This is a genomic window from Paractinoplanes bogorensis (assembly GCF_018829635.1).
GTDB classification, from domain to species: domain Bacteria; phylum Actinomycetota; class Actinomycetes; order Mycobacteriales; family Micromonosporaceae; genus Actinoplanes; species Actinoplanes bogorensis.
On sequence record NZ_JAHKKG010000002.1, the window covers coordinates 377,650 to 396,477 of the forward strand.

16 protein-coding genes, 1 pseudogene and 1 riboswitch are annotated in these 18,828 nt (G+C 70.6%); of the genes and pseudogenes, 6 read left to right on the forward strand and 11 right to left on the reverse strand.

The genetic code is table 11. From position 1 onward, the window contains the following. The first annotated feature begins 35 nt into the window (after positions 1-35). Complete coding sequence (locus KOI35_RS06620; protein WP_215785141.1) at positions 36-545, forward strand: GNAT family N-acetyltransferase; 510 nt, start codon at positions 36-38, stop codon at positions 543-545. After that, complete coding sequence (locus KOI35_RS06625; protein WP_215785142.1) at positions 545-1,036, forward strand: hypothetical protein; 492 nt, start codon at positions 545-547, stop codon at positions 1,034-1,036. Before KOI35_RS06620 ends, KOI35_RS06625 begins: the two co-directional genes overlap by 1 nt. Here the strand turns inward: KOI35_RS06625 and KOI35_RS06630 are convergent. From KOI35_RS06630 to KOI35_RS06645, 4 genes are all read right to left on the reverse strand, one after another. Beyond that, complete coding sequence (locus tag KOI35_RS06630; RefSeq protein WP_215785143.1) at positions 975-1,952, reverse strand: GNAT family N-acetyltransferase; 978 nt, start codon at positions 1,950-1,952, stop codon at positions 975-977. The genes KOI35_RS06625 and KOI35_RS06630 overlap by 62 nt on opposite strands. A 255-nt stretch (positions 1,953-2,207) precedes the next feature. After that, entirely contained in the window at positions 2,208-3,491 is a 1,284-nt protein-coding gene (gene thrC, locus KOI35_RS06635) for a threonine synthase (protein ID WP_215785144.1), read from the reverse strand. 11 nt (positions 3,492-3,502) lie between these two features. Continuing rightward, positions 3,503-3,630, reverse strand: a riboswitch (SAM riboswitch). Between the two features lie 79 nt (positions 3,631-3,709). Then, positions 3,710-4,579 (reverse strand): ABC transporter permease, encoded by an 870-nt coding sequence (locus tag KOI35_RS06640; protein WP_215785145.1) that lies wholly within the window; start codon positions 4,577-4,579, stop codon positions 3,710-3,712. Then, positions 4,576-7,326 (reverse strand): alpha/beta fold hydrolase, encoded by a 2,751-nt coding sequence (locus tag KOI35_RS06645; protein ID WP_215785146.1) that lies wholly within the window; start codon positions 7,324-7,326, stop codon positions 4,576-4,578. The genes KOI35_RS06640 and KOI35_RS06645 overlap by 4 nt, the downstream gene beginning before the upstream one ends. A 108-nt stretch (positions 7,327-7,434) precedes the next feature. Between KOI35_RS06645 and KOI35_RS06650 the strand changes: the two genes are divergently transcribed. Further along, the gene (locus KOI35_RS06650; protein WP_215785147.1) at positions 7,435-9,654 is read left to right on the forward strand and encodes an AAA family ATPase; all 2,220 of its coding nucleotides are present in this window, start codon (positions 7,435-7,437) and stop codon (positions 9,652-9,654) included. Here the strand turns inward: KOI35_RS06650 and KOI35_RS06655 are convergent. The 5 genes and pseudogenes from KOI35_RS06655 to KOI35_RS06675 form a co-directional block, all read right to left on the reverse strand. Beyond that, positions 9,651-9,875, reverse strand: a pseudogene (locus KOI35_RS06655) (DUF3263 domain-containing protein); the annotation flags it as partial. The gene KOI35_RS06650 and the pseudogene KOI35_RS06655 sit on opposite strands and share 4 nt — an antisense overlap. Before the next feature lie 167 nt (positions 9,876-10,042). After that, complete coding sequence (locus KOI35_RS06660; RefSeq protein WP_215785149.1) at positions 10,043-11,053, reverse strand: ABC transporter permease subunit; 1,011 nt, start codon at positions 11,051-11,053, stop codon at positions 10,043-10,045. Next, the gene (locus tag KOI35_RS06665; RefSeq protein WP_215785150.1) at positions 11,050-12,036 is read right to left on the reverse strand and encodes an ATP-binding cassette domain-containing protein; all 987 of its coding nucleotides are present in this window, start codon (positions 12,034-12,036) and stop codon (positions 11,050-11,052) included. Before KOI35_RS06665 ends, KOI35_RS06660 begins: the two co-directional genes overlap by 4 nt. A gap of 22 nt (positions 12,037-12,058) precedes the next feature. Continuing rightward, on the reverse strand, positions 12,059-12,457 hold the full coding sequence (locus tag KOI35_RS06670; RefSeq protein WP_308120823.1) for a contact-dependent growth inhibition system immunity protein: 399 nt from the start codon (positions 12,455-12,457) through the stop codon (positions 12,059-12,061). A 253-nt stretch (positions 12,458-12,710) separates the two neighbouring features. Beyond that, positions 12,711-13,496, reverse strand: coding sequence for a DeoR/GlpR family DNA-binding transcription regulator (locus tag KOI35_RS06675; protein WP_215785151.1), 786 nt, complete (start codon positions 13,494-13,496; stop codon positions 12,711-12,713). A gap of 192 nt (positions 13,497-13,688) precedes the next feature. On the opposite strand from KOI35_RS06675, the gene KOI35_RS06680 reads away from it, so the two are divergent. From KOI35_RS06680 to nagA, 3 genes are read left to right on the forward strand one after another with little or no spacing between them, the layout of a single operon-like run. Continuing rightward, positions 13,689-14,612, forward strand: a complete 924-nt coding sequence (locus KOI35_RS06680) for an SIS domain-containing protein (protein ID WP_215785152.1) — start codon at positions 13,689-13,691, stop codon at positions 14,610-14,612. Then, entirely contained in the window at positions 14,609-15,529 is a 921-nt protein-coding gene (locus KOI35_RS06685; protein ID WP_215785153.1) for an ROK family protein, read from the forward strand. Before KOI35_RS06680 ends, KOI35_RS06685 begins: the two co-directional genes overlap by 4 nt. Beyond that, positions 15,526-16,614 carry an N-acetylglucosamine-6-phosphate deacetylase gene (gene nagA / locus KOI35_RS06690; protein ID WP_215785154.1) on the forward strand — a complete coding sequence of 363 codons (1,089 nt, stop codon included), beginning with the start codon at positions 15,526-15,528 and terminating at the stop codon, positions 16,612-16,614. The genes KOI35_RS06685 and nagA overlap by 4 nt, the downstream gene beginning before the upstream one ends. Here the strand turns inward: nagA and KOI35_RS06695 are convergent. Together KOI35_RS06695 and KOI35_RS06700 are read right to left on the reverse strand one after the other, a co-directional pair. After that, positions 16,580-17,299 (reverse strand): phosphatase PAP2 family protein, encoded by a 720-nt coding sequence (locus tag KOI35_RS06695; RefSeq protein ID WP_215785155.1) that lies wholly within the window; start codon positions 17,297-17,299, stop codon positions 16,580-16,582. The two genes, nagA and KOI35_RS06695, sit on opposite strands and share 35 nt — an antisense overlap. Before the next feature lie 10 nt (positions 17,300-17,309). Further along, entirely contained in the window at positions 17,310-18,746 is a 1,437-nt protein-coding gene (locus KOI35_RS06700) for a trypsin-like serine peptidase (protein ID WP_215785156.1), read from the reverse strand. Positions 18,747-18,828: the final 82 nt, after the last annotated feature.

The window sequence follows — 18,828 nt, forward strand, 5'->3', positions numbered from 1 at the left end:
TGCCGCGGGGGCCCGCCCAAGGTAATCAGGACGGCATGGCGAGCTGGAACGTACGCAGAGTGACATCGCAGGACGCGGCCCGAATGCGCGCCCTGCGGCTCGAGATGCTCGCCGACAGTCCGCTCGCGTTTCTCGAGACCCTGGCCCAGGCCGCCCAGCGCTCCCACGAGTCGTATCGGCAGCGCATCGCCCAGGCGTCCACGGGTGACAGCGTGGCCCAGTTCGTGGCCGCCCCGGCCGACGACGGGCGGCTGATCGGGCACGCGGGCGGCACGGTCGCTCCCGACTTCCCGGGCGAGACGGTGATCTTCGCGGTCTACGTGACCCCGGCCTACCGCGGCGGCAAGGTGGTGGCCGACCTGATCGAGGCGGTGACCGACTGGTCGCGGGCCGCCGGACGCGACCGCACGCTGCTCGAAGTCGTCGTCGGCAACGATCGGGCCCTGCGGGCGTACGAGAAACTCGGCTTCTCTGACACCGGCGAGCGCGTGCCCCATCCGGTGATCCCGACGCTGACCGAGTTGCGCATGCGGCGGACCGCCTGATGGCCGCCCGGCACGTGACCCGGGGCGTGCTCACCGCGCTCAACGGCACCACCGGGGCCGGGCTGCTGGTCGCCCTGGCCACCCGGGCCAAGATCCGGCGGGGCCGGCACGGCGTGCTGATCGCCGAGGGCTACCGCCTGCCGATGCCGCCCGCGTCCTGCTTCACGGTCGGGTCGGTGATCCTGACCCGGCGCAGCGCCGACTGGCTGCTGGCCGACGAGCGCCGCGAGCTGTTCGAGCACGAGCATCACCACGCCAAGCAGTACGCGGTGCTCGGACCGCTGTTCTGGCCGGCCTACTGGGTCGCCTGCGGCTATTCCTACGCGACGACCGGCTCGTGGGGCGCCCGTAACTTCTTCGAGCGCAACGCCGGACTGAAGGCCGGTGGCTACCCGACCGACCTCCCGCTGCGCCCCTGGGTGCGGCGGCTCACAGGTCCTTCTGCCACCCGGTCCAGACGTCGGCCGCCCGGAAGCCCATCGCCCGATTGACCTTGAGCATGTAGGTGTTGGCGGCCGCGTTGAAGGTGTCGATCGCCTCCAGGGCCGGCTTCTCCGCCCGGATGTGGGCCAGGTTCTCCAGCTTGACCAGCAGCCCGAGCCGGTGGCCGCGGTGCTCCGGGTCGACGATCGTGGTGCTCTGCCAGGCGTGCACCGGTTGGTCGACCTCGGCCACGAGCCACGTCCAGGCGACCACCCGGCCGTTCATCAGCGCGCCGGTCTGATAGCTGCGGCGGCCGCGCGCCTCCCGCGCCCGATGGTCCTGGCGGAGGCGGTCGGCGTCCACCTTCTCCGGCTCGAGGGCAAGGTCTCCGATCGGTGCGTCGGCGTTCAACCGGCCCTCCAGGTACGCCACGTCGTCGATCAGCTCGTCCGGCGGCACCCCCGTCCAGCGCCGCAGGGTGTAGCCCTCGGCGTGTTTCTCGGCCTCGGCCCGCAGCTCGGCCAGCCGTTTCTCGTCCAGCGCGGTCACGTCGAGCCGGCTGCGCAGATCGGTCAGGCCGACCTTGGCCCCGACCGCCTCGGCGAACGCGGCGCCATCGGGATGCCGGTCGACGGTCTCGCCCATCAGGTGCGTGCGGTGGTGTGCCCCGGCCCGCTCGACCGCGAGCTCCATCAGGGCCCGTCCGACGCCGTGGCGCCGGCGGTCGGGCCGGACCATCAGGTCGATGCCCACATTGTCCAGGTTGTCGAGTTGCGGGAAGCCCAGCTCGAGATAGCCGACCGGCTCGTCGTCGAGATAACCGAGATAGCGCTCGATCAGCGTGCCCGGAGGCGGATTGTCGAAGGCCGCGAGGAAATTCTTCCGGATCGAGAAGGGAATGTCCGGATGGTCGTGATGCGCCGTCACGCTGGCGATGTCGTAGACGATCTCGTGGGACGTCAACGGCCCCGTAGATACACGCATGGCCGTCACCCTGACGGGCGACGGCCATGAACGCGAGCGAATTACCGCCCGGAAGTTGGTCGGGAGGACGAACGCACAGCGCCTCCGGCACTGGGTCGTTGGGTCCCTCGAGAGATTGTCGCCAAGCTCGAAGGTGAGGGGCCACGTACGGCGTCGCGCCCTCCCGCAGAGAGCATCCTGCCGATCCGGAGATCGGTGCGCAAGTCCTCAGGCGATGGAATTCTCACTTGACGCCAGACCGGCGATTACTCACCGTCATCCCAGCAGGCCGGCCTCGCGGGCGCCCTTCAACGACGGCTTGATCGTGTGGGTCGGCCCGACCAGCTCCGAGATGGCGTCCAGCGTCTTGAGACCCTCGCCGGTGTTGTAGACGACCGTCTCCTTCTCGGGGTCGAGCTTGCCGCTCTCGACCAGCTTCTTGAGCACCGCGACGGTGGTGCCGCCCGCGGTCTCGGCGAAGACGCCGGTGGTCTCGGCGAGCAGCCGGATGCCGGCCCGGATCTCGTCGTCGTCGGCGTAGTCCATCCAGCCGCCGGTACGGCGTACGGCCTCGATCGCGTACGCCCCCGCGGCCGGGTCGCCGATGTTGAGCGACTTCGCGATGCCGGTCGGCTTGACCGGGGTGATCTCGTCGGTGCCGCCGTGCAGTGCCGTGGCGATCGGGTTGCACCCGGCCGACTGCGCGCCGAACACCGTCCAGCCGCCCTCGGGCGCCTCGACCAGGCCGATCTCGACCAGCTCGGCGAACGCCTTGTCCACCTTGGTCAGCAGCTCGCCCGAGGCCATCGGGATGACCACCTGGGCCGGGATGCGCCAGCCGAGCTGCTCGGCCACCTCGTAGCCGAGCGTCTTGGAGCCCTCGGCGTAGAACGGGCGCACGTTGACGTTGACGAACGCGGTGTCTTCGAACTCGTCGGTCTCGACCAGTTCGCCGCAGAGCCGGTTCACGTCGTCGTACGAGCCTTCGATGGCCACCAGCTCGCCGCCGTAGACCGCCGTCGTGACGACCTTGCCCTGCTCGAGGTCGTACGGGATGAAGACGATGCTGGGCGCGCCGGCCCGGGCCGCGTGGGCGGCCACCGAGTTGGCCAGGTTGCCGGTCGAGGCGCAGGCGAAGCGGGTGAAGCCGAGGCCGCGGGCCGCCGTGAGGGCGACCGAGACGACCCGGTCCTTGAACGAGTGGGTCGGGTTGGCCGAGTCGTCCTTGACCCACAGCGGGGCCCGCAGGCCGATCGCCGCGGCCAGGGCGGGCGCGCTGACCAGCGGGGTCAGGCCGGGGTCGAGGGTGACCCGGGTGGCCGGGTCTTGGCCGGCGGGCAGCAGACCGGCGTAGCGCCAGATGTTCTGCGGACCGGCTTCGATCTGCTCACGGGTGACCCGCGCGAGGAGCTCCTGGTCGTAGGCCACCTCGAGCGGGCCGAAACACTCGTAACACGCGTGCTGGGCGACCAGCGGGTATTCGGCACCGCAGGCGCGGCAGACCAGACCCTTGGCGGGCGAAACGGAGGTAGCAGTGGGTGCATTGACGGTAGACGTCATCGAGGCCTTCCCTCTCATCTTTCCCCGGGATCGGGGACGGAATTAGCACCTGCCGCGCGCAAAGGCCTCGTCATCGAGACATGCGTGGTGGTTGCCGGGGCTTCATCGGGCCGTGTCCCTCTGCCCCTCTGGATGAGGTATTCAGTTGTGTTTCCAACACCTTACGACGGGATCGCTTGATCAGGCGCGTGAGATCCCGAGGTGTGAGCCACACCAAGTCACGAGGTGACGTCCTTGCGCGTGAAGCGCCAGAACGCTATGCCCCAGCACAACGTGGCGTAGGCGACCGCGCTGATCGCCCCCTTGACCAGGTCGTCGACCTGGGCCGGGGTGGACAGCAGGCCCTGCCAGGCGTCGCTGAAGTGGGTCGGCAGCAGGTAGCGCAGATTTCCCAGGGCGGTGATCTGGTCGAGGATGCTGGACAGGATCCAGATCATCACCGCGCCGCCGACCGCGCCCAGCGGCGCGTCGGTCAGGGTGCCGAGCAGGAAGGCCAGCCCGGCCACGATCAGCATCGTGACGCCCAGATAGGCGGCGATGCCGAGCAGCCGCAGCAGGCCCGGCCCGGGGGCGATCTCGGCCGCCACCGTGCTGCCCAGCGGGTGCCAGCCGTAGCGCAGCGTGCCGGCCAGCAGGCCGACCCCGGTCAGCACGACCAGCGCCGCCGCCGAATAGGCCAGCGCGACGATCAGCTTGACCGCGAGCAGCCGGGCCCGCGGCACCGGCACGGCCAGCAGATAGCGCAGGCTGCCCCAGCTCGCCTCGCTGGCCACCGTGTCGCCGCAGAACAGGGCGACCACCACGACCAGCAGGAAACCGGCCGAGACGGCCAGGCAGAACAGCGCGAAGTTGAGCCCGCCCGAGGTGGCCAGGTCGACCAGGCTGCCGAACGCGCCGCCGCCGTTGCCGTCGTCGCCCCCGCCGCTGTCGAACTCGAACGCGACCAGGACGATCAGCGGCAGCACGGCCATGAAGCCCAGGCCCAGCTGCGTGCGGCGCCGCGACGCCTGCCGCCGCACCTCGGCCCAGATCGGCAGGGTGCGCGACGGGCGATAGCCGACGGCTCCGGCTGAAGTCTCGACGCTCATCGGTCTCCGCTCCCCCGCGTGTTGTCCCCGACCAGGGCCAGGAAGGCGTCCTCGAGCCGGCGGCGCGGCACCACCCGGTCGACCGCCACCCCCGCCCGCACCAGCGACGCCACCACCTCGGAGCGGGGCGTGCCGTTCATATCGACAATCAGGCCGGACGGCCCGTCCGGAGCCACCGAGCGCACGCCCAGCTCGTCCAGCACCCGCTCGGCCGTCGGCACGTCGGACACCTCGAGCTGCACCGACGGCGAGTCGCCGACGATCTCGTCGACCGGCCCGGACGCGACGATCCGGCCCTTGTTGACCACCACCGCGTGCGTGCAGGTCTGCTCGACCTCGGCCAGTAGGTGGCTCGAGACCAGCACGGCCCGGCCGTCGGTGGCGTAGCGCTTGAGCACCCGGCGCATCTCGGCGATCTGCGGCGGGTCGAGCCCGTCGGTCGGCTCGTCCAGCACCAGCAGCTCGGGCAGGCCGAGCATGGCCTGGGCGATGGCCAGCCGCTGCCGCATGCCGTGGCTGTACTTCTTCGTGCGCCGGTGGACCGAGTCGCCCAGCCCGGCGATCTCGAGAGCCTCGTCGAAACGGGCGTCCGCCCACGGGCGGCCGGTGGCTTTCCAGTACGCCCGCAGGTTTTCCAGCCCGGTCAGGTGCGGCAGGAAGCCCGGCCCCTCGACCAGCGCGCCGACCCGCGACAGCACCGGTGAGCCGGGCACGAGCCGGTGGCCGAACACCATCGCCTCGCCCGCGGTCGGCATGGTCAGACCCATCAGCACCCGCAGCGTGGTGGTCTTGCCGGCACCGTTCGGGCCGAGGAGACCGACCACCTGCCCCCGCTCGACGGTGAAGCTGATCTCTTCGACCGCGACGAAGCCGTCCCCGTACGCCTTCCGCAGTCCCCGCACGACGAGCGGGGTGTCCGCGTACGCGGGATCGGTCGGATCGTGCCGCTTCAGCGCCCGCCGCCGCCCGACCAGCAGCACCACGGCCAGCCCGACCACGATCGCCGCCAGCAGCCCGGCCAGCACGTAGCGCCACACGGTCTGCGGGTTGGCGATCGGCGTGCCCACCACGGTCGGCAGCTCGAGGGCCGGCTCGACCTGCACGGTGTAGGTCGCGGGCTGCACCGGCGACAGGAACGCCTGGTCGGTCGTGGCGACCACCACCCGTACGGTATGACCGGCCTCGATCCTCCGCACGATCGCGGGCAGCTTGATGGTGCGCTCGGGCGCCTGCTCCAGCGACGCGGGCAGGTCGGTCAGCCGCACCGGGGCGACCAGGCCCGCGCTCAGCGTCTCGGCGCCCGACTCGTCGACGTCGTAGAGCTTGACGAAGAGGGTGGCCTCCCCGGTCGGCGAGGCGGCCTTGATCTTCACGGTCGGCGACCCGACCACGTCGATCGACGTGCTCACCGGCGCGGTCTCGAAGGTCGCGTGCTGGCCCGGGATGTCGGCCGCGACCCCGGACAGCAGCTCGCTCAGCCGCCCACCCGTGCCGGGCAGCGACGACAACGCACCCGGGTTGCCGTTGGGCGGGTTGGCGATCGGCTGGGCCGGCCCGGCGAGCTGCAGCGACGTGGTGCCGGTGCCGGTCAATCCCGGGTAAGCGTCGGCTGAGTATCCGTTGGTGACCAGGCCCCGGTCGAGCGCGCTGAACCCGGCCACCCGCGAGTACGTGAAGCTGTCGGACGGCGTCTCGCCCTCGCCCTTGAGGTAGTGGTCGAGCCACTGCGCGGTCAGGAACTTCACCCTGTCCTGATCCGTCTGCGGCCCGACCCCGCCGTCGTGGCCCCCGGTGAACCAGGCGACCCGGACGGTGGTGCCGGCCGCGGCGATCGACCGGGCGTTCGCGTCGGCCTCGCTGAGCGGGAACAGCGTGTCGACCGCGCCCTGGATGAGCAGCGTGGGCGCCTTGATCTGCCCGATCGTCGCGGCCGGGCTCGACCGGCGCAGCAGGTCGAGCGTGTTCTGGTCGGGGTTTCCGCTGGTGGCCAGGTCGAAGTAGGCCTTACAGACGTCGGCCGCGAACCGCCCGCAGGCCGGATCCAGATTGATGCCGGTCGGTGGACCCTTGGTCAGGTCGGTGGGAACGGCCCCGGCGTTGCCGAAGAAGACCCCGGCCCAGCCCTTCTTGAACACCCCGGGGGCCGAGGTGTCGGCCGACTGCTGCAGGAACACGTTGGTCAGGTCGTTCCAGGTGATCGACGGGACGATCGCGTCGACCCGCTGGTCCTGCCCGGCCAGCATCAGGGCCAGGGCCCCGCCGTACGAACCCCCGGCCACGCCCACCCGGGGGTCGCCGGCCGAGTCGAGCTGGACCTCGGGCCGGGCCGCCAGCCAGTCGAGCAGCCCCTGGGCGTCGCGGATCTCGTGGTCGGGGCTGTTCAGGTGGATCTGCCCGCCGCTGCGCCCGAAGCCCTCGGCGGTGTAGGTCAGCACCGCGTAGCCGCGCCCGGCGAGCGACTCGGCGTCGTCGTTGAGTGCGTCTTTGGTGCCGCCGAAACCGTGTGCCAGCAGCACCGCGGGCACCCGGCCGGACCGCTCGCGGGGCAGGTAGAACCGGGCGTCGAGCGTCACGTTCTCGTTGCGCTCGGGCCCGCTGACCACGGTGATCATCTGGTCCTGCGACGTCCAGCCCGCGCGCTCGGGCCACACACCCCAGCCGACCAGGCCGGCGACGACCACGACAACGGCCGACGCCGCGATGACCCGTCGCCGGGTGGGCCGGGGCAGCCGGCGAGTCCAAGACATGCCAGGAACGCTAGCCCGGGACGTCTGAGCGATGCCTGTGAAACCTCTCAGCTGTGCCGGGACGATAGCGTGGACCATGGGAATCCGACGCTCGAGGGAAGGCCGCCGGTGGACGAGGAACTGAAGCGCACGGTGTCGGTACGTGACACCGGGCTCGACGCCCGGCGCGGCATCGTGCGGCTGCACCCCGAGGTCATGCGGGCGCTGGCGATCAGCAAGGGCGATCCCGTACGCCTCGGCGGCGTCACCACCACCGCCGCCCTCGTCGCCGAGTCCGACCCGACGACCGGCGTCCAATACCTCGTCATCGATGACGTCACGCGCAGCAACCTGGGCGTGCGCGACGGCGCCGAGGTCACCGTGAGCCGGTTGCCGGCCGTCGCGGCCCGCCGGGTCACCCTGGCCGGCCCGGCCGGTCTGCAGGACATCATCAAGCCGCACACGCTGCAGATGGCGCTGCTCAGCAAGGTCGTCACCGCGGGCGACAAGATCGCGCTGGTCCCTCAAGACGTGCTCCCGAACGTCGGCCCGCACGACCCGAACGTCAAGACCAGCCTGTACAACCAGGTCGGCTCGGAATGGCGGACCGCGCTGCTCGACGTGGTCGAGGTGGTCGGGGCCGAGTCCGCCGTCATCTCGGCCGACACCGTGCTCGGCTGGCAGGGCGGCCCGATCGCCTCGCCCGTGCCCGGCCCGACCGCGGAGCCCGAGTCGCTCGCCCCGGCCGACCCCGAGGTGCCGCCGCTGAGCATCGAAGACCTGCCCGGCCTGCGCACCCAGGCCAAGGAACTCGAGGAACTGCTCGACCTGGGCTTCAACCACGGCGAGGTGCTGGCCCGGCTGGGCACCTCCGTCTCGCTCGGCGTGCTGATCTCGGGCCCGGCCGGATCCGGCAAGTCGGCGCTCGTCCGCACCGTCGCCGCCCAGGTCGAGGCCCGGGTCATCCAGGTGTGGAGCCCGTCGCTGGCCGCGCTGACCAACACGGCGGCCGCCGGTCGGCTGCGCGAGCTCGCCCGCGAGGCCCGCGACGGCGGCCCGACCGTGCTGCTCTTCGTCGACGTGGACGCGCTCGCTCCCCGCGACGAGCCGGGCCCGATCTCGATCGTCTTCCGCGAGGTGATGCAGGAGATCCTGCGCGACGGGGTGGCGGTCGTGGCCACCACCAACCGGCCCGAGGCGGTCGACACCTCACTGCGGTCACCCGACCTGCTGGCCCTGCAGCTCGTGGTGCCGCTGCCCGACGCGGCGATGCGGCTGGAACAGCTCCGGGTGATCACCAAGCGCATCCCGCTGGCCACCGACGTGGTGCTGGACACGATCGCCGGCCGTACGCCCGGATTCGTCGCCGCCGACCTCGGTGCCCTCGCCCGTGAGGCCGCGGTCCGCGCCGCGCTGCGGCAGACCGGTTCCGCAGACGAGCCGCTGTCCGACGACGACGCCCAGAAGGTCACCATGGCCGACTTCGAGGCCGCGCTCGACGTGGTGCGACCGACCTCGATGGCCGAGTCGACGCTCGAGGTGGCCGCCGTGACCCTCGACGACGTGGGCGACATGGTCGAGGTCAAGCAGGTGCTGACCGAGTCGGTGCTGTGGCCGCTGACCTACCCCGACACGTTCGCCCGGCTCGGCGTCTCACCGCCGCGCGGCGTCCTGCTCTACGGTCCGCCCGGCTGCGGCAAGACCTTCCTGGTCAAGGCGATCGCCGGCACCGGCAAGGCCAACGTGCTCTCGGTCAAGGGCGCCGAGCTGCTCAGCAAGTGGGTCGGTGACAGCGAGAAGGCCGTACGGGAACTGTTCCGCCGGGCCCGCGAGGCCGCACCCACCCTGGTGTTCCTCGACGAGATCGACGCGCTGGCCCCGACCCGCGGCCAGGGCACCGACGGCGGCACGGCCGACCGGGTGGTGGCCTCGCTGCTCACCGAGCTCGACGGCGTCGAAGACCTGCGCAACGTGGTGGTGATCGGGGCGACGAACCGGCCCGACCTGATCGATCCGGCGCTGCTGCGGCCCGGCCGGCTCGAGCGGCTGGTCTACGTGCCGCCGCCGGACGCCGAGGCCCGGGCGGCGATCCTCAAAGCGTCGTCCAAGTCGGTGCCGCTCGACCCGACGGTCGACCTGGTCGCGCTGGGCGAGGAGCTGGAGGGTTTCTCGGCGGCCGACTGTGCGGCGCTGATCCGTGAGTCGGCGCTGGCCGCGATGCGCGACTCGCTCGAGGCGACGACCGTCACCGCGGAGAATGTGGCGACCGCGCGGCAACGCGTACGGGCGTCGCTCGATCCTGATCAGGTGGCGTGGCTCGAGGCGTACGCGGAAAAACGGCAGGCCTAGCGTCGGCGGGTGCGGGCCCGGGTTGATCGCAGGCGACGCAGCCGGCCGATCAGCACCGGGTCGTGCTCGAGGGCGGCCGGATTGTCGAGCAGGGTGTTGAGCAGCTGGTAATAGCGCGTCGAGGACAGCTCGAACGTGTCGCGGATGGCCTGTTCCTTGCTGCCCGCGTGCTTCCACCACTTCGCCTCGAATGCGAGTATCTGCTGCTCACGATCGCTGAGCTTCGGCTCCGGTTTTGGTTCAGGCTCGGCCTCGACACGCGGCGCCGGGATGTGCTGCTGCTCTTCGGACGGGTCCGCGGCGGGCTGCATGACGCTCCAAAGATGAGAACGGGGACCGTCAGCATAGGTGCTGACGATCCCCGCTTGCACGCCTAGACGGCGTTACGTCACGTAATGTCGCGACTACGCATGGTCCACATAGCCAGGCCCACGATCAGTACGAAGACGCCGGCGAGAATGCCGCCCGCCATCGGCCAGGTCAGCGTCAGCGAATCCGGCTGGCAGCCCCCCGCCGACGAGAAGTCGCACGAGTTGTAGTCCTCGATCTTGATCTCCTTGTCCATCCAGGCGACCATCCAGACCGGGATGAGATAGGCCTCGGCAAACTTGACCTTGGCCAGCGACAACACCGTGCCCAGTCCGAACTGGAACACGATCACAGCACCGATCGTCACGCCCAGCGCCATCGCGGTGTGCCGGCCCAGCGAGGCCAGCCCGAACCCGACCGCGGCCCCCACCAGCACCAGGGCCAGACCGCGCAACTCCATCAGCCCGATCGACTGCCACGCGCCCGACGTCATGCTGTCGGTGCTGCCGCGCAGTTCGGCGATGCCCACGAATAGCCCGGTCCAGACGGCCGAGAAGACCACGGTCAGCGCGGTGAAGAAGACCAGCAGGGCGGCCAGTTTGGTGCCGAGCACCTTGAGCCGCTGCGGCCGCCAGAGCAGCAGGTTCATCATCCCGCCGCTGCTCCACTCGGCCCCCACGAACGACGCGCCCACGATGAACGCCACCAGCGCGAGCAACGCCGCCAGGGTGGTCACCATGTTCGGGAAGTTCTCCCGGAAGTCGAAGGTGGGCGGCATGTTCCACTGGTACTGGAAGTCGTCCTGGGTCGGCTCGTACAGGCCCTCGCAGTTGGTCGGCCACCGGCCGGCGTTCGGTGTGCCCTGGTCGGCCTGACACTGGGTCTTGTCCTGGTTGTACTGCTCCACCGCGCGCTGATAGTCGGCCTGGGACTGGGCCTTGGCCGAGGCGATCTGCTCGGGGCCGGCCTTCTGGTTGACGAAGAACATGCCGGCCGCGATGGCGAGCAGGATCAACGTCATGCCGAGCAGGAACAACCGGGTGAAGCGGCGCTTGGTCAGCCGCTTGGTCTCGGCGCTGTAGAGGCTCACTGACCCCACCCTCCAGCCGGCGCGGACACCACGCTCTGATCGACCTGACGGTTCTGCCCTTCGACCGGCGCGGTGCCGGTGAGCTGCAGGAAGACGCTCTCGAGGTCGGCCGACATCGGCGTCAGCTCGCTGAGATAGATCTCGCGTTCGGCCAGGATCCGGGTGATCTGGGCCGGGTTGCCGGCGTTCCCGACCGTGAAGTGGTCGTGCTCGACGCTCACCTGGGCACCGTTCGCCCGCAGCAACTCGACGGCCGCGCGCATGTCGACACCCGGCTCGAGCCGCACCTTCACGCCGGCCGAGCTCTGGCTGGCCAGCACGTCGGCCACCGACCCGGCGGCCACCCGCCGCCCACCCGAGATGATCGTGACGCTGTCACAGATGAGCTGGATCTCGCCGAGGATGTGACTGGACAGCACCACAGTCATGCCGGACTCGGCCAGGTTGCGCATCAGTGAGCGCATCTCCCGGATGCCGCCCGGGTCGAGACCGTTGGCGGGCTCGTCCAGGATCAGCAGCTTCGGCTCCTTGAGCAGCGCCGACGCCACGGCCAGGCGCTGCTTCATGCCGAGCGAATAGGTCTTGACCCGGTCCTTGGCCCGGTCGCGCAGCCCGACCAGCTCGAGCACGGCGTGCACCCGCTCCTTGCGGACACCACCCGCCTCGGCCAGCAGCGCCAACGTGTCCTGCGCGGTGAAGTTGCCGAAGAACTGGGGACTCTCGACGATCGCACCGACCTGGCCCGCCACCTCGGACAGGTGCTCGGGCACCTCACGGCCGAGGATCGCCATCCGCCCGCCGTTGGGCCGGATCAGCCCCAGCAGCGTCCGCAGCGTCGTCGTCTTGCCCGACCCGTTGGGCCCGAGAAAGCCATGAACCTGACCCGCCTCGACGACCATGTCGAACCCGTCGAGCGCTCGGCGCACCCCTTTACGGCTGCGATACGTCTTCTGCAGCCCCGCTATCTCCAATACGGCAGTCACGCGAGGACTTTAAGCAGAGCCGTCAATACATGCAGCTCCGGAACGCGGAAATGTCCCCCTGCAGGTCCCGGTCAACCTCTTCCGGGGGAACCGCCGCAATCACGTCGTTCATCCTCCGCACCTGATCCGGATGGCCACGCCAGTGCTCGGCCGGCAGCCGCAGCACCGACACGAGCAGATCGCCCGGATAGAAATCCCCCTCGGCGAGCGGATCGTCCTCGAGCCGATCCAGCGCCAACGGCACCAGCACCTCGACGCCCACTTGTTGTCCGAGCAAAATGCGCAGGTCTTCGACCTCCAACGTCCCGATCGGCCGCCGGCGAAGCTCGAGCACGGTGCTGATCAGTCGGGTCGCATCCGGCTGAGGGTCACCCCAGTCGTTGCCCTCGATCTCCTGAAGCGATCGCTCCAAACCCGGCACGTTTCCACCTTCCGCATCGCGGCCATCCTAGGGCCGGGGAACGAACTGCTCGGAATGATCGAGGAGGCGACTCGCCTCGGACAGTTCGGACTGATAGTCGGCCTTCTCCTCGGCCGAGAGACGGGAGTCGCCCAGCAGCCGCTTGAGCGCGCGGCGACGCGTCCGGCCTGATCGACCTGCTCACGAGCAAGGGCCAGGGTGCTTCGCCGCCCGGCCGACGCCTGATCCGCCGCACGATAGGCCCGGGATCTTGTCAGGCGGTGATGACCTGGACGCCGGCCTCGCGGAAGCGGGCGACCGTGTCGGCGGAGGCGCCGGAATCGGTGACCAAGGTTTCGATCTTGGTGATGGGGCAGATGCGGGCGAATGCGTGCCCGCCCAGCTTGGACGAGTCGGCGATCACCACGACGCGCTTGGCCCGGGCCACCATCAGGCTGTTCATGGCCGCCTCGCCCTCATGGTGAGAGGCCGCGCCCAGGTCGACGTCGACGGCGTCCACGCCGAGCAGCACGATGTCGAGCGTGACCTCCTTGAGCAGCGCCCCGCCGAGCGGGCCGACCACCTCGAAGGACTGCGGCCGCACCACGCCGCCGGCCACCACGATCTTCATGCGCGAGCGGACCAGCAGCTCGTTGGCGATGTTGAGGGCGTTCGTCACCACGGTGAGCTGGGAGCCCTCGCCGCCCGCGTTCAGATCAGGACGCACCGCCAGGGCCCGCGCCACCTCGGTCACCGTGGTGCCGCCGTTGAGCCCGACGACCGTGCCGGGGGTGACCAGGCCGGCCGCCGCCTCGCCGATGCGCTGCTTCTCGGCCGAGTGTTTGGCGCTCTTGTAGCGCAACGGCAGGTCGTACGAGACGCCGTTGGCGACCGCTCCCCCGCGCGTACGCGTGATCATCTGCTGCTGGGCCAGCTGGTCGAAGTCGCGGCGGATGGTGGCCTGCGAGACGTCGAGGCGCTCGGCCGCGTCCTCGACGCTGACCCGGCCACTCTCGGCGAGTAACTCGAGCAGGGCATTCCACCGCGCGTACCGGTCCACCCAGACTCCCAGATGCACATTACGTGATAAGAGTGTGCACATTAGTGCGCGAAAGCCCGGGAAGCAAAGCTCAGCCCTGCGCGGTGCGGCGTCAATGGTTGCGTCTACGCCGACGTTCCACGCAGAATGGCGCTCGAAAGTCCCCGGTACTGAGCGCTTATGCGCAGCACAGCACGTGGTGAAGGGTGGCCCATGACCTACGTCAAGGCGGAGATCGCCTCCCAGCCGGAGTGCTGGCGCCAGGCCGCGAAGCTGGCCGACGCCCCGGGGCTCCCCGAGCGCGGCGAGCGCGTCGCGGTCGTCGGCTGCGGCACCTCCTGGTTCATGGCCAAGGCCTACGCCGCCCTGCGCGAGCAGAAGGGCCACGGCGAGACCGACGCGTTCCAGGCGTCCGAGTTCCCGCGCCGCCGCCGCTACGACCGGGTCGTCGCGATCACCCGCTCGGGCACCACCACCGAGGTCCTCGACCTGCTCAACGACCTGGCCGGCGGCACTTCGACCACGGTCATCACGGCCGACGAGGCCCAGCCGGCGGCCCGGATCGCCGACCAGTCGATCGTGCTCGACTTCGCCGACGAGGAGTCGGTGGTGCAGACCCGGTTCGCCACCAGCACCCTGGCGCTGCTGCGGGCCCACCTGGGTGAGGACATCGAGTCGGTCGCGGCCGACGGCGAGGTCGCCGTCCGCCTGCCGCTGCCGGTGCACCCGGCCCTGGCCGAGCAGATCACCTTCCTGGGCCGGGGCTGGACCGTCGGCCTGGCCGAGGAGGCCGCGCTGAAGTGCCGCGAGGCCGCCATGTTCTGGGCCGAGGCCTACCCGGCGATGGACTACCGGCACGGCCCGATCTCGATCGCCGCCCCGCGCCGCGCGGTGTGGGCGTTCGGCGACGTCCCGACCGACCTGGCCGAGCAGGTCGAGGCGACCGGCGCCCTGTTCGTGCACAGCCGCCACCACGGCGGCTACGCCGCGCTGGGCAGCTGGTGCGGCGGCCGGGCTCCGCTAGACCCGATGGCCGACCTGGTCGTGGCCCAACGCGTCGCCGTGCTGCTGGCCACCAGCCAGGGCCTCGACCCCGACCACCCCCGAAACCTGACCCGATCCGTGGTTTTGCAGTGAATCGAGTGGTGGTCGCCCTCGATGTGGGCGGGACGGGCATGAAATGCGCACTGGTCCGCCCGGACGGGACGGTCCACCACGCGGAACGGCACCCCACCCAGGCCGAACGGGGTCCGGAGGCGGTCCTCGGCACGATCCTCGACGTCGCCGCCGGCCTGGCCGGCAAGGCCCGCGCCGACGGCCTCGAGCCGGTCGCGGCCGGTGTGGCCGTGCCGGGAGTGGTCGACGAGGAGAACGGCATCGCCGTCTGGTCGTCCAACGTCGGCTTCCGCGACGTCCCGGTGCGGGCCGCGCTCGAGCAGCGCCTCGGCCTGCCCGCTGTCCTCGGCCACGACGTGCGGGTCGGCGGCACCGCCGAGGCCCGCCTGGGCGCCGGTCGCGGGCACCGGCACGTGCTGTTCGTGGCGATCGGCACCGGCATCGCGGCCGCCCTGATCGTGGACGGTGCCGGCTACGGCGGCGCCCACGGTGGCGCCGGCGAGCTCGGCCACATCGTCGTCCGGCCCGGCGGCCCACTCTGCCCCTGTGGCCAGCGCGGCTGCCTGGAGTCGCTGTGTTCGGCCCGTGCCATCGGGTTGCGTTACGCGGAGCTGGCCGGCCTCCCGAGAGCGACCGCACTCGATGTCGTGACCCGGGCCGGCGAGGGCGACGCCCTGGCCCGCACGGTCTGGCGGGAGGCGATCGAGGCCCTCGCCGACGGCATGGTCATCGCGCAGGCCCTCTACGACGTCGGCGTGTTCGTCATCGGCGGTGGGCTGGCCGAGGCCCGCAACGAGCTGTTGCAGCCCCTGGAGCAGACATTCCGCGAGCGGATCACCTTCCACCGCGTGCCGGAGTTCGTCCGCGCCGGCCTGGGCGACGAGGCCGGCTGCATCGGTAGCGCCCTGCTCGCCCTCGACCACCTGGAGAAGCAGTGACCCGCATCGGCGGCCGCATTGTCCGGCCCGGAGCCGTCGTCGAGGGCTACGTCGAGGTCGACGGTCCGGCGATCCTGTCCGTCAACGCCGAGCAGCCGAACAGCGACGACATCATCGTCCCCGGCTTCGTCGATATCCACTGCCACGGCGGCGGCGGCCACACGTTCACCACCGGTGACGCCGATTCGGCCCGCGGAGCAGCCGCCTTCCACCTCGCCCACGGCACCACGACGATGCTGGCCAGCCTGGTCAGCTCCCCGTTCGAGCTGATGCGCGACGCCACCGAGGCCTACCGCCCGCTGATCGAGGCCGGGTTGATCGCCGGCGTGCACTACGAAGGTCCCTTTCTTTCCCACGTACGCTGCGGCGCCCAGAACCCGGAGTTCCTGCGCGACCCGTCGATCAAGGAACTGACCGAGCTGATCGAGATCGGTGGCGTCCGCCTGGTCACGATCGCCCCCGAGCTGCCCGGCGCGCTGGAGGCGATCACCTTCCTGCGCGAGCGGAACGTCGCCGCCGCGGTTGGGCACACCGACGCCACGTACGAGGAAACGCTCTTGGGGGTCAAGGCCGGCGCCTCAGTCGGCACGCACCTGTTCAACGGCATGCGCCCGCCGCATCACCGCGAGCCGGGCCCGGTCGTGGGCCTGCTGTCCTCGCCGGTGGTGTGCGAGCTGATCGCCGACAACATCCACCTGCACCCGGGCATGCTCAAGTTCGCCGCCACCACCGCCGGTCCGGACAAATCCGCCCTGATCACCGACGCGATGGATGCCACCGGCATGGCCGACGGCACCTATGACCTGGGTGGTCAGGCCGTCGTGGTGGCCGACCGGGTGGCCCGGCTGGTGCGCGACGGTTCGATCGCCGGGAGCACGCTGACCATGGACGCGGCGCTGCGCAACACGGTCGCGGCCGGCATCGCGCTGCCCGACGCGGTGCTGATGGCCTCGACCACGCCGGCCCGGGTGCTCGGTCTCGGCGACGAGCTGGGCGCGCTCGAGGCCGGGCTGCGCGCCGACCTGGTCGTGCTGTCGAGCGACCTGCGGGTCAAACGCGTGATGCGAGCCGGTCGCTGGGTCTGAACCCGGCCGGCCGTTCCCATCCACCCAGCCGGGGCAGCGGGACCCGGTCGAACGGGATCCGCTCGATCAGCCGGGCCAGCACCACGCCGAGCAGCGCGCCCGCGATCGAGTCGGTCAGCCAGTGGAAACCGGTGTAGACCGTGGTCACGAAGACGATCACGACGGGCAAGACCCTTATCCCGTACGTCTCCAGCCGGCTCAACGGCCGGTGCAGCAGTGCGACGGCGAGCAGCGCGATGACCGCGTACCAGACCAGCGAGTTGCCCAGGTGGCCGGACGGGTAGCTCATCGCGTACACGCCCGTGGCGTCCGGGTTGTGCATGATCACCGGGTTCGGGCCCTCGAATCTGGGTGCGGCCCGGCCCGCCCAGATCTTGAGCGGCCCGATGGTCAGGTAGGTGAGCAGGAACCCGGCCGCGAACGGGAACACCGCCCGCACCGAGCGGGTGCGCCAGGCCAGCAGCCCGGTCAGGATCAGCGAGACCGGCATCAGCACCTGGCCGCCCTGCCCCAGATAGTTGAACACCCGGGCGGTCCAGTAAGGCAGCCACGGCTGGTGCGACAACGACCAGTCGGCCACCCGCTCGTCGAGCCGGAGCAGGTGACCATTCAGCAGCGCGACCGTCAACGCGACGAACGCCGTCACCAGGACGACGTCGAGCCACCAGGTCTTCGGTTTCGGCACGCCTACAAAACTAGAGGTACTTGGCGAGCTTCGCGGCGAGCAGGTCGGCCCGCACCCCGGAATTGGGGCAGCCGCCGAAGTGGTGCAGCGCCACGACCTTGTTGGTCGAGCGGGAGAGCACCGGCGAGCCGGACGAGCCGCCCTCGGTGTCGCAGTAGTAAGCCACGTCGGATCCGGTCGCGTAGCCGTCGTAGCCCGGGTCGGCGACCGAGCAGTTGCCGGCCTTCTCGCCCAGCGATCCGGCGATCCGGGTCGGCTCGCCCGCCGGGTGCTGCGGCACGTACAGCTCCTGCCCCTTGGCCGGGCGCTTGGTGTCCAGGCTCAGGTAGCCGAACTTCTGGACGTCGGCGAACTTGTCGACCGTGAACAGGGTGAAGTCGTACGTCTTGTCGGTGGCCAGCACGGACGCGCCCCACACCTTGGTCGGCTGGTAGACGTCGTACCCACCGCACTTGGCGCACTGGTAGTTGAACCAGACCTCGGTGTCGTACGCCTCGGACGAGGTGGTGAAGCAGTGGTTGTTGGTGAGCATGCGGTTCTGCGCCCCGACCCGCCAGCCGGTGCACAGCTCGGTTCCGTTGATCAGCAGCCGCGCGATGGCCTTCGACTTCGTGTACGCCACCGGGTCGGACGACCGGTAGCAGGCCGCATCGGCCGACGTGTCGGCACCGCAGACCGATTCCTCGCGACCGGTCCGACCGGGGGCGGTGAGCTGCTTCTCGGGCTGACGGGCCTGTTCCGTACGGCTGAACCCGCGCGCCACCCGGTCCACGTCCACTCCGGGACCGCCGAGCAACTGGCCGAGCCCGAGCAGGTCGCTCGCCCCGCGGTGCACCTCGAGCACGGCGGTGTCGCCGGTGACCGACATCGCCCACTTGTCGGTGTCGGTCCCGCTCTCGGGAGCCTCGTACCGGTAACTCTCGGTGCCGTCGGCGTTGGCCACGGTCACGTAGTCGCCGGGCATCAGGGCCATGCGCGAGAAGTGCAGCTTCACATAGGACGCGCCGGGGTAGCGGAACGTCTCGGTGCGCGGCTTGCCCCCGAGATAGCTGAGCAGCTTGCGCACGGTGAGCAGCTCGCCGACCTGCTGGCGGCCGTCGGCGGCGGTGGCCTTCTCGATCGGTCGGCCGGCACTGCCCGGGGCCTCCGGGACGGTGGCTTTCTCGGTCCGCGGCGCGTCGGTGGGCTGCACCACCGGACTGCCCGGCGTGGGTTCCGCATCCGGGGAAGATGGCGCATATCGCGGCTTTTGTCCGGTCTGCTGATCGGCCGAGACCGGCGTCCGAGCCGCTTCCGGGGCGTCGTGCCAGGTGCCGATCGGCTTCCCGGTGTCGCCGGCCGACCGCCAGGCGACGGCGCCTGCCGTACCCGCCAGCATCAGGGCGGCGCACGCCCCGATCGCCATGCCTGCCTTACGTCGACCGGTCTTCAGGGGCACTGTCGTCATCCCGCCATTCGCGTCATATCAGGGACATATGTACTAATCCGGCGTTCTCGCACCTGTGTAACGAGCCACCTGTGGCAGCGAC